This is a genomic window from Mesorhizobium sp. M1A.F.Ca.IN.022.07.1.1, assembly GCF_003997575.1.
In the GTDB taxonomy this organism is placed as follows: Bacteria; Pseudomonadota; Alphaproteobacteria; order Rhizobiales; family Rhizobiaceae; genus Mesorhizobium.
This window is the reverse complement of the sequence record NZ_RZST01000201.1, coordinates 1-10,925: the sequence shown is the minus strand read 5'-3', so window position 1 is coordinate 10,925 and position 10,925 is coordinate 1. Positions and strand designations below refer to the sequence as shown.

Below are 10,925 nucleotides of genomic sequence, written 5' to 3'. Positions count from 1 at the left end.
TCGCCACCATGATCAAGGCGTAAGGGGCGGCCGGGATGGCGATGGTGGCACTCGGCATCACCAATGAATTGACCGCCACGCAGATGCTGGCGCCGAACGGCACCCGCACCCTTGCGATGGCGTTCTGGTCCTACAGCGGCGAGATCGACTACGCCTCGGCCGCCCCTTACGCCTTGATCATGGTGGCGATGTCGCTGCCCATGACCTGGGTGCTCTACGTCCAGTCAAAGCGGATGGCCGGCCGATGAGCTTCCTCGAGCTCCGCGACGTAGCAAAACATTATGGCCCGGTGGCAGCACTTGCCGGCGTCGACCTCACCGTCGAAAGCGGCAGCCGCACCGCGATCGTTGGACCCTCCGGCTGCGGCAAGACCACCTTGCTGAGGCTGATCGCCGGCTTCGAGGCGCCAGACCGCGGCCGCATCGCGCTCGACGGCAAGCTGCTCGCCAATGGCGGGGCCGCGGTGCCGGCGCATCGCCGCGGCATCGGCGTGGTGGCGCAGGACGGCGCCCTCTTCCCGCATCTCACCATCGCCGACAATATCGGCTTCGGCATGCCCCGAAGCGCCGAGAAGCGCGCCGAGCACATTGTCGAGCTCGCCTATATCGTCGGGCTTGACAAGGCGATCCTGAAGCGCCGTCCGCACGAGCTTTCCGGCGGCCAGCAGCAGCGTGTCGCGCTTGCCCGTGCCATGGCGATGAAACCCCGGCTGATGCTGCTCGACGAGCCGTTCTCGGCGCTCGACACCGGCCTCCGGGCCTCGATGCGCAAGGCTGTGGCCGAGCTTCTGGAGGATGCGGGCATCACCACCATCCTGGTCACCCACGATCAGGCCGAGGCGCTGTCCTTCGCCAGCCAGGTGGCCGTCATGCGCGACGGCTTGTTCTCGCAAGTCGGCACGCCGCGCGAGCTCTACTTCCAGCCCAGGGACAGGATGGTTGCCGAGTTCCTCGGCGACGCCATCATCGTGCCGGCCAAGATCGCCGACGGCTTTGCCATATCGCCGCTCGGCCGCATCGCGGTCGACATCACCGAGCGGCGCGACGTCGCCCGTATCATGCTCAGGCCCGAGCAGGTGGTGCTTAAACGAACCTCCCGCGAAGGCATGTCGGGGACGCCGGACATGCTGTTCGGCGAGGTGACGGACTCCGAATTCGCCGGCTCGGTCTGCACCATCGCCGTGCGGCTGCTCAATAGCCCGGATCCGCCGGATGCGGCCGCGATCGGCAACACACCGCTCGTCCTGCGCAAGACCGGCATGGACGTGCCGGAGGTCGGCGAGATCGTGCGCCTCACGGTGACCGGCAAGGCGCATGTGTTTGCCTGAAGCTGAGTCAAGAGGAGGGGCTTACGCTGCCGAGGCGCCTGCCGCCCCGATCGAACCAGTGCAACTTCTCGGCTGTGGCGGTGATGCGCAACTTGTCGCCGGGCTTTGCCGCCGTGCGGCCGCCGACCCGTACCACGATATTATTGCCGGCAGCCGAGCAGTGCAGGAAGGTTTCCGCGCCGACCGGCTCCACGGCCTCGACCGTTGCGGGCAGCATCAGCGCCCCGGATCGGTCCTCGGCATCGGCGACGAGTTCGGCGTCCTCGGGCCTGAAGCCTAGCATTGCCGCCTGCCCGCCGGGCGGGGCAAGCCCAAGCAACTTTCCTTCCAGCTCAGTTGCAGAACTTTCTGTGCTCAGTGAGAGCAGGTTCATCGGCGGCGCGCCAATGAAGGACGCGACGAATGTCGAGGCCGGCTTCTCGTAAATGTCGAGAGGAGCGCCGATCTGCTCGACCAGCCCCGCATTCATGACGACAAGCATGTCGGCTAGCGTCATCGCCTCGAGTTGGTCGTGGGTGACATAGACCGAAGTGACGCCGAGCCTGCGCTGCAGGCTCTTGATCTCGACCCGCATCTGGCCGCGCAGCTTGGCGTCGAGGTTGGAGAGCGGTTCGTCGAACAGGAAGACTTTCGGATTGCGCACGATCGCCCGGCCCATGGCGACGCGCTGTCGCTGGCCGCCGGAAAGCTCGCGAGGGCGCCGGTCGAGCAGTCCCGACAATTCCAGCACCTTGGCAGTTGAACGCACTCTGCTGTCGATCTCGGCTTTCGGCGTGCCGCGATTGCGCAGGCCATAGGCCATGTTGTCGTAGACCTTCATATGCGGGTAGAGCGCGTAATTCTGGAAGACCATGGCAATGTCGCGTTCGGTCGGACCGACGGCATTGACGATCTTGCCGTCGATCGCAACCGTTCCGGACGAGATGGTCTCGAGTCCGGCGATCATCCTGAGCAACGTCGATTTGCCGCAGCCGGAGGGACCGACCAGCACGCAAAGCTGCTTGTCCGGAATGGCGATCGAAACGCCTTTCACGGCCTCGACGCCGCCGGCATAGAGCTTCCTCACATCATTGAGATCAACCGTCGCCATCGCCCCTCACTTCTCGGATTCGACCAGGCCGCGCACGAACCAGCGCTGCATCAGCACCACGACAAGGATCGGCGGCACGATGGCCAGCATCGCGGTGACCATCACAAGGTGCCACTGGGTATCGGCATCGGCGAAAGAAACCATCTTCTTCAGCGCGATGACGATGGTGTTCATGTCGTTGCTGTTGGTGACCAGCAGCGGCCACAGATATTGCGTCCAGCCATAGATGAAGAGGATGACGAACAGCGCCGCGATGTTGGTGCGCGACAGCGGCAGGAGGATATCGAAGAAGAAGCGCCACGGCCCGGCGCCATCGACGCGCGCCGCCTCGACGAGCTCGCCCGGGATGGTCATGAAGAACTGTCTGAACAACAGCGTGGCCGTGGCCGAGGCGATCAGCGGAATGATCAGACCGGCATAGGTGTCGATCATGCCGAGATCGACCATCACCTTGTAGGTTGGCAGGATGCGGACCTCGACGGGCAGCATCAGAGTGATGAAGATCAGCCAGAAGAAGGTCATGCGCAGCGGGAAACGAAAGAACACGATGGCATAGGCCGATAGGATCGAGATGAAGATCTTCCCCACCGCGACGCCGAGCGCCATGACCGTCGTGTTGAGAAGAAGCCTGCCGACGCTGACGCCGCCGATGCGCCCGACACCGCCGAACAGGGCCTCGCTGTAATTGTTCCAGAGTTGGTCACCGGGCAGCAGCGGCAGGGGCGGCTTGAGGATCGTCTGCAGCGTCTGTGTCGAGGCCACGAATGTGTAGTAGATGGGAAATGCAACGATCAAAATGCCGAGAATGAGAGCGGCATGGGCGATCAGGACACGCAACGGGGACTGGCCGATCATCGCTTGCCTCAGCCGTAGTGGACCTTGCGTTCCACATAGCGGAACTGGATGGCGGTGAGCGCGATGACGATGACCATCAGGATCACCGACTGCGCCGCCGAGTCGCCGAGGATCAGGTTGACGAAGCCGTCATTGTAGACCTTGTAGACCAACGTCTCGGTGGTCTTGCCCGGTCCGCCGCCGGTGACGGCATGGACGATGCCGAACGTGTCGAACAGGGCATAGACAGTGTTGACGACCAGCAGGAAGAAGGTCGTCGGCGCGAGCAGCGGGAAGATGATGGTCCAGAAACGCTTGGTCTCGCGAGCGCCGTCCATCGCCGCCGCCTCGATCAGCGTCTTCGGCACTGCCTGCAGCCCGGCGACGAAGAACAGGAAATTGTAGCTGATCTGCTTCCATGCTGCGGCGGAAACCAAAAGGATCATGGCGTGACTGCCGTTGAGCAACGGATCCCAGGCTATGCCGAGACTTCTCAGCACGTAGGATAGCGAGCCGATCGAAGGGTTGAACAGGAACAGCCACAACATGCCGGCGATCGCCGGCGCCACCGCATAGGGCCAGATCATCAGTGTGCGGTAGAGCGCTTTCCCGCGCACCACTTTTTCCGCCATTACGGCAAGCAGCAACGCCACTGCCATCGCCACGATTGCGGTCGCAAGCGAAAATACCACCGTTACCTTGATCGAGTTGAGATAGGCCGGATCGGCAAGCACTTTGCGGAAATTGGCAAACCAGACGAACTTGCTCTTTAGCCCGAATGGATCCTGCCTGAGCATGGACTGGTAGAGCGCCTGCCCGGCCGGCCAATAGAAGAAAACCAGTGTTATGGCGAGTTGCGGCGCCACAAGCAGGTAAGGCAGGACTTTGTTGGGGAAAACGACGCGCGGGGTCAGCTTGGTTTCCTCGTCAAGCAAGGATCGCCCGCGCCGATCCGCGCGGGCGACGTTTCATCCTCGGCCAGGTTTAGTTGCCCAACGCGTCCTTGATCGCCGCGTTGCCGCGCGAGACGGCATTGTCGAGCGCCTGCTGGGCCGTTTCCTGGCCGGCCAGCATCTTCTCGAACTCCTCGTTCTGGATATCGCGCACCTGAGGCAGGTTGGGCAGGCGCACACCCTTCGAATTTTCGGTCGGCGCCTTGCCGGTCATCTGCAGGATCGGTGTCTCGCGGCCCGGGTTCTTGTCGTAGAAGCCGGACTTCTTGGTCGCCTCATAGGCTGCCAGCGTCACCGGCAAGTAGCCCGACTTCTGGTGCAGATATTCCTGCACCTCGGTCTTGGAGAGATAGGCGAAGAAGGCCGCGACGCCCTTGTACTCCGCATCGGATTTGCCGCTGAAAACCCAGAGGCTTGCGCCGCCGGGGGTCGTGTTCTGCGGCGCACCCTTGGCATCGCTGTCATACGGCAGTTGGCCGATGCCGTAGTTCATACCCGACTTGACGATATCGCCGAGCCCGCCCGACGACTCGGTAAAGATGCCGCATTCTCCGGCGAGGAAGATCTGCTTGGCTTCGGAGGTTCGCCCGCCATATTTGAAAGTGCCATCCTTGGCGAGGTCAGCCAGCGCCTGAAAGTGGTTGACGAAAATCGGCGCATTGATCTTGAGCTCGACGTCGCCGCCGGCCAGTCCGTTCTGCTGGGTCGCCCAGGAAACATTATTCCAGGCGGCAAAATTTTCCAGATGGATCCAAGTCAGCCAGGTCGAGGTGTAGCCGCAAGGGGCCGCGCCGCTCGCCTTGATCTTCTTCGCCGCTTCCCAGACCTCGTTCCAGGTCTTAGGCGGGTTGTTCACGTCGAGGCCGGCCTTCTGAAAGATGTCCTTGTTGTAGTAGAGGATCGGCGAGGAGGAATTGTAAGGGAAAGACAACATGGTGCCGTCCGGCTTCGAATAGTAGCCGACAATGCCGGGCAGATACTGGCTCTTATCGAACGTCATCTCCGCGCCCGTCAAAACTTCGGCCACGGGTTTGATCGCGCTCTCGGCCGCCATCATGACGCCGGTGCCGACATCGAACACCTGGATGATGTCCGGCGCCTGGCCGGCGCGGAACGCGGCGATGCCTGCATTCAGCGTCTCGGGATAGGTGCCCTTGAAGACCGGAACGATCTGGTAGTCGCTTTGGCTGGCGTTGAAGTCCTTCGAGATCTTGTCGACGACTTCCGCATTGGCGCCCGTCATCGCATGCCACCAGCTGATCTGCGTGACAGCGAAAGCGGACGTGGTGGCAAGCAGGGTCAAGGTAGCGGCAACACCTGCCGCGAAGCCGAAGAGCTTCATGTTTTCATCTCCCGTTGTGATTGGCGAAAGGGGGGCTTCCGCAGAACCAGTATGTGTTGCGCATGACAATCGGACAACGGTTTTGTTATGCGTCGATGAACATCATCTGATCCTAAATTAACGTGCATCGGTCACGGCCGGGCAGATTGCTTGCCGGCTTAGGATTTGAGCGACTCCAACCATCGTATTGCGACAGCCGGCCCAACCTTATCCGTCCTTTACAACCTGAGGCACACGCGTCGGTTGCAGGTCCACTAATCGATTCTTCAGCCGTCGGGCCTTAAGCAATCTTAACTTGATTGATGCGGGAAGATCAGGTGGGGCCAAATGTTGACCGTCTATAATTGCATCGTGCACGAGCACGATCTGAGGTTGGTCGCACTTGCGGCGCTCATCTGCGGAATTTCCTCTTTCTCGGCGGTCAATCTTCTTCGCCATGTCGAGCAATCGACCAGTCGAAATCGCTACGCATGGCTGTTGATTGCAGCCACGGCGACCGGATTCGGTATCTGGGCGACGCATTTCGTCGCCATGATCGCCTTCACGCCGGGAATACCCAACGCCTATAACGCGGAGCTTTCCGCGCTTTCGCTGGCCGCCTCCGTAGTTCTGACAGCGGCCGGAATGTGGATCGCCACCATCCGCGGCGGCATTGATCACTATCTTGTCGGCGGCGCCGTGCTCGGCGTCGGCATCGCCGTGATGCACTATACCGGCATGGCGGCGTTCGAGGTCCAGGGCAGGATCGTCTGGAACGAGCTGCTCGTCGCTCTTTCGCTGGCGGCGGGCGTCACGCTTGCCGCGCTTTCGCTGCTCGTCGTGCTTTGCCGCCCGTCGACGCTTACGACGATCGCTGCCGCCGTCTTGCTCACACTGGCCATCTGCACACTGCATTTTATCGCCATGGCGGCGGTCTCGATCTATCCGGACTCCTCGATAGAGATCTCAAAATTCACCATCGCGCCGATGTCGCAAGCCTTTGCCGCTGCGGCGGCAAGCCTGGTCATTCTGGTGCTCTCGGCCGCGGCGCTCCGCATCGACCTGCGGTTCCGCCGGCATCAGGCGGAAGCGCAGCGCATGCACGGCCTGGCCAACGCGGCGGTCGAGGGGCTGATCGTTTGCGACGGCAGCCGCATCGTCAGCGCCAACGACAGCATCGCGGCGCTGAGCGGCATCGCGCCCGGCACGCTGAACGTGATGACGCTCAGCGACCTCTTCGGCGAACGCGTTGCCTCAGCCATCGCCGGCGGCAGCGGTCAGGCGCAGGAAGCCGAGCTGCGCAGCCAGGACGGCACCCGCATTCCGGTCGAGCTGATCGCCCGCAGCATCGACTATTGCGGCAAGCCTCACGACGTCGTCGCCGTCCGCGACATGCGCGAGCGCAAGAAGGCCGAGCAGGAGATCCTTCGCCTGGCGCATTTCGATCCGCTGACCGGGCTTGCCAATCGCCGCAGCTTCACCAGCCGGCTCGAGGCCGAGATCGCCACGGCGAGCGGCAAGGACGGGCAGCTCGCGCTGATGCTTCTCGATCTCGACCGCTTCAAGGAGGTCAACGACCTCTTCGGTCATGCGGCCGGCGATGCAGTGCTGCAGAGGGTGGCGCAATGCGCTTCGGGCGTGCTCCGCCATGGGCAGATGCTCGCCCGCCTCGGCGGCGACGAATTCGCCATCATCGCGCCGAACCTTCCCGACCCGCAGGCCGCCGGCCGTATCGCCGAGGCGGTGCTTTCCAAGCTACGCCAGGAAAGCCAACTGTCGCCCGGCGGCGAGCTGGTGTCGGCAAGCATCGGCATTGCTCTTTACCCGCTGGATGCCGACGACCAGGCGGCGCTCGTCAGCCATGCCGACACTGCGCTCTACCGCGCCAAGGCCGAGGGCAAGGACACTTATCGCTATTTCGAGGCTTCGATGGGTGCCGAGACGCGCGACAGGCGCGCCATGGAGCACGATCTGCGCCAGGCGGTTGCGCGCGGCGAGTTCCGGCTGGTCTATCAGCCGCAAAAGGAGATCAGCAGCGGCAAGATGATCGGCTTCGAAGCCTTGATCCGCTGGCATCATCCGGAGCGCGGCAACATCCCGCCGTCGGTCTTCATCCCGGTCGCCGAAGACAGCGGCGCCATCGCCCAGATCGGCGAATGGGTGCTGGCGACGGCCTGCGAGGAAGCCGTGCGCTGGAAAACTCCGCTGACCATCGCCGTCAATGTCTCCGCGGTGCAACTCCACAACCCGAATTTCAGCCGCAAAGTGCACGAGATCCTGCTGCGTTCGGGACTTCCGGCCGGACGGCTGGAGCTTGAAGTGACCGAGACGGCCCTTATCAAGGATATGCCCCGGGCGCTGGCGACCCTGCGGCAGGTCAAGGCGCTTGGTATTCGCGTCGCGATGGACGATTTTGGAACCGGCTATTCATCGCTTTCCAATCTCCGCGCTTTCCCTTTCGACAAGATCAAGATCGACGGCTCCTTCATCAAGTCGGTCGACAGGAATGGTCAGGTCGCGGCCATCGTGCGCGCCGTGCTGGGGCTGGGGCGCGGCCTGGGCCTGCCTGTTCTGGCCGAAGGCGTCGAAACGCTGGACGAATTGCGCTTCCTCGATGCCGAGGACTGCGAGATCGGCCAAGGATACTATCTCGGCAGGCCAGGCCCGATCGAAACCTTCAGCGAGCTGACCGGCGTGCCGGCGGCCATGGATGCTGTCGAGGCCCGCGGCGGCCGCATCCTCATGCTCGAGCCCGCCGCCGCGCGCTCAGCTTGACGGACCGAGCGCGGCTTCCACCAATCGCTTGGCATCGGGGCTCGACCATTCCGCCGGGCCGTTCATATGTGCGATCAGGCAGCCTTCGCCGTCGATCAGCATCGTCACCGGCAGGCCAAGCGCCAGCCCGCGCGTCTTGGCCTCGTTGAACAGGCCCATCGTCGCATCCCGGTAGTAGCCGAGCGTCTCGATGCCGATCTCCTTCAGGAACTTTTTCGGCTTGGCGTCATCGCCGGTGTCGACATTGACCGCGACGACCTCGAAAGTGTTGCCGCCTTTTTCCTTCTGCAACGCATCGAGCGCCGGCATTTCGGCGCGGCAGGGCGCGCACCATGTCGCCCACAGATTGAGCAGCACCGTCTTGCCGGCATGGCCGGCGATCGTCGTCGGCTTGCCGTCGGGTCCGTTGAAGGCGAGTCCCTTCAGCGATTGCGGCGGATCCGCCGGCTGCAGTGCCGCGACCTGACCGACGGCCTTTGCCGCAACCTGCTTGGCCCGTTCGGCCTTCGCCTTGCAGGCGACGTCGTCCTTGCCGGTGCTGGCCGCGGCAACCTGATCCGGCGCGTTGTTGCCAGAACCGCTCTCGCTGACATATACCGCGACCGCGCCGGCCAGCACGCCCGCTACAAGCGCGGCGAGGATGAGGCGCGGGGCCGGGAAGAATTTATTGCCGTCTGCCATTTTCTTAAAAACTGCTCCGGAGCACGGGTTATAGCGATGAGCGACAAGAAGGCCAGCAACCAGATGTGGGGCGGACGTTTTGCCTCGGGTCCGGCCGCGGTCATGGAGGCGATCAACGCATCGATCGCCTTCGACTGCAAACTCTACGCGCAGGACATCCGCGGCTCGATCGCCCACAGCGAGATGTTGGCTGAAACGGGCATTATTTCGGCGGCCGATCAAGAAAAAATCGCTCACGGCCTGAACACGATCCTGAAAGAGATCGAGGCCGGGAAATTCGAATTCTCGACCAAGCTCGAAGACATCCACATGAATGTCGAGGCGCGTTTGGCCGATCTGATCGGGCCGGCTGCCGGCCGCCTGCATACCGCCCGCTCGCGCAACGATCAGGTGGCGGTCGATCTGCGACTCTGGGTCAAGGAGGAATGCCAGCGCGTCGCCCAGGCGCTGAAGGACCTCATCGCCGCCTTTCTCGAGCGCGCCGAGGAGCACGCCGCGACGGTAATGCCCGGCTTTACTCATATGCAGGCCGCGCAGCCGGTGACATTCGGTCATCATTGCATGGCCTATGTCGAGATGTTCGGCCGCGATCTGTCGCGCGTCCGCGACGCCATCGAGCGCATGGACGAAAGCCCGCTGGGCGCCGCGGCGCTGGCCGGTACGAGCTTTTCCATCGACCGCCACATGACGGCGAAGGCGCTCGGCTTCCGCGAGCCGATGCGCAACTCCCTCGACAGCGTGTCGGACCGCGACTTCGCGCTCGAATTCCTGTCGATCGCCGCGATCTGCGGCACGCATCTGTCGCGGCTGGCCGAAGAGATCATCATCTGGTCGACGCCGCAATTCGGCTTCATCCGGCTGTCGGATTCATTCTCCACCGGCTCCTCGATCATGCCGCAGAAGAAGAACCCCGACGCCGCCGAATTGGTGCGCGGCAAGACCGGCCGCATCAACGGCCATTTGGTCGGCTTGCTGACGGTGATGAAGGGCATGCCGCTGACCTATGGCAAGGACATGCAGGAGGACAAGGAATCGGTTTTCGACGTAGCCGAAACGCTCGACCTGATGCTGGCGGCGACCGCCGGGATGGTCCGCGACATGACCGTCAACGCCATCTCCATGAAAAAGGCCGCCGGTGCCGGCCATGCCACTGCCACCGACCTCGCCGACTGGCTGGTGCGCAATCTCGGCCTTCCTTTCCGAGAGGCCCATCACGTCACCGGCCGCGCCGTCGCGCTCGCCGAGGAGAAGAAGGTCGGCCTGGAAAAGCTCTCGCTGGAGGACCTCCGCTCGATCCATTCCGGTATCACCGACGGCATCTTCTCCGTGCTTGCCGTGCAGAATTCGGTGAAGAGCCGCGTAAGCTTCGGCGGCACCGCTCCGTCGGAAGTGAGGAAGCAAATCCGCTACTGGAAAAAGCGCTTGGCCAAGGCGTGAAAGGCTGATTGATGCAAACTGACAAGATTTTAGAACGCTACAGCCACCAGAAATCCAACCTGAGCCTGGCTCTTCTTTCCGACGAGGACGGTGGGGATCCAACGATCCTCATACAAGGTTCAAAGCGAGCGCTGCACCTTCTCGCAGAACTTCTCCTTGCAGTCGCTGATGAGAAAGCCAACGACGGCTTCGGGATGGGACCAAGAAGCGCCGGAAGTTTCCATTTTTCCGCCACGTCCGAGTTTGGCGTTTATGTCCGTCGGCTGGACGAATAACGAATTCTTGGGGCTTGATTTTGCCGGGATGCAATGCGCCGAAAACTCGGCTAAAAGCGCGGCTGGACAAAACAGTTTCGAACGGATGGATCGATGACCCGAGGCAGGATTTTGGTGACGCTCGCGCTGCTGGCGGCGGTTGTCACCGTCACGGCCTGCGGCAGGAGAGGCGGCCTCGATACGCCTTACGAGGCTGCAGTGCAGGCGCGCAAGGATGCGGAGCGAGCCAAAC

Annotated in this window: 10 protein-coding genes and 1 pseudogene; 6 read left to right on the top strand and 5 right to left on the bottom strand. The window is 62.7% G+C overall.

Annotated features, from left to right (window positions below; translation table 11 throughout):
* Positions 1-248, top strand: a pseudogene (locus EOA75_RS20930) (iron ABC transporter permease); the annotation flags it as partial.
* Entirely contained in the window at positions 245-1,327 is a 1,083-nt protein-coding gene (locus tag EOA75_RS20925; protein ID WP_067319100.1) for an ABC transporter ATP-binding protein, read from the top strand. The pseudogene EOA75_RS20930 and the gene EOA75_RS20925, both read left to right, overlap by 4 nt.
* Positions 1,328-1,334: 7 nt before the next feature.
* On the opposite strand, the gene EOA75_RS20920 is transcribed toward EOA75_RS20925, so the two are convergent.
* The 4 genes from EOA75_RS20920 to ugpB form a co-directional block, all read right to left on the bottom strand.
* Complete coding sequence (locus tag EOA75_RS20920; RefSeq protein WP_127325053.1) at positions 1,335-2,417, bottom strand: sn-glycerol-3-phosphate import ATP-binding protein UgpC; 1,083 nt, start codon at positions 2,415-2,417, stop codon at positions 1,335-1,337.
* 6 nt (positions 2,418-2,423) lie between these two features.
* Positions 2,424-3,272: a sn-glycerol-3-phosphate ABC transporter permease UgpE gene (gene ugpE / locus EOA75_RS20915; protein ID WP_066990208.1), complete on the bottom strand. Its 849-nt coding sequence runs from the start codon at positions 3,270-3,272 to the stop codon at positions 2,424-2,426.
* Positions 3,273-3,280: 8 nt separating this feature from the next.
* Complete coding sequence (ugpA, locus tag EOA75_RS20910) at positions 3,281-4,165, bottom strand: sn-glycerol-3-phosphate ABC transporter permease UgpA (RefSeq protein WP_067319653.1); 885 nt, start codon at positions 4,163-4,165, stop codon at positions 3,281-3,283.
* Between the two features lie 70 nt (positions 4,166-4,235).
* Complete coding sequence (gene ugpB / locus EOA75_RS20905; protein WP_127325052.1) at positions 4,236-5,546, bottom strand: sn-glycerol-3-phosphate ABC transporter substrate-binding protein UgpB; 1,311 nt, start codon at positions 5,544-5,546, stop codon at positions 4,236-4,238.
* Between the two features lie 327 nt (positions 5,547-5,873).
* Between ugpB and EOA75_RS20900 the strand changes: the two genes are divergently transcribed.
* Complete coding sequence (locus tag EOA75_RS20900) at positions 5,874-8,300, top strand: EAL domain-containing protein (RefSeq protein WP_067319106.1); 2,427 nt, start codon at positions 5,874-5,876, stop codon at positions 8,298-8,300.
* On the opposite strand, the gene EOA75_RS20895 is transcribed toward EOA75_RS20900, so the two are convergent.
* Positions 8,292-8,981, bottom strand: a complete 690-nt coding sequence (locus EOA75_RS20895) for a TlpA disulfide reductase family protein (RefSeq protein WP_067319108.1) — start codon at positions 8,979-8,981, stop codon at positions 8,292-8,294. The genes EOA75_RS20900 and EOA75_RS20895 overlap by 9 nt on opposite strands.
* Before the next feature lie 36 nt (positions 8,982-9,017).
* Between EOA75_RS20895 and argH the strand changes: the two genes are divergently transcribed.
* The 3 genes from argH to EOA75_RS35155 form a co-directional block, all read left to right on the top strand.
* Positions 9,018-10,418 (top strand): argininosuccinate lyase, encoded by a 1,401-nt coding sequence (gene argH / locus EOA75_RS20890; protein ID WP_127325051.1) that lies wholly within the window; start codon positions 9,018-9,020, stop codon positions 10,416-10,418.
* Between the two features lie 11 nt (positions 10,419-10,429).
* Positions 10,430-10,693, top strand: coding sequence for a hypothetical protein (locus EOA75_RS20885; protein ID WP_127240086.1), 264 nt, complete (start codon positions 10,430-10,432; stop codon positions 10,691-10,693).
* Positions 10,694-10,786: 93 nt separating this feature from the next.
* A partial coding sequence (locus tag EOA75_RS35155; RefSeq protein ID WP_164747473.1) for a lipoprotein occupies positions 10,787-10,925 on the top strand: 139 nt, incomplete at its 3' end.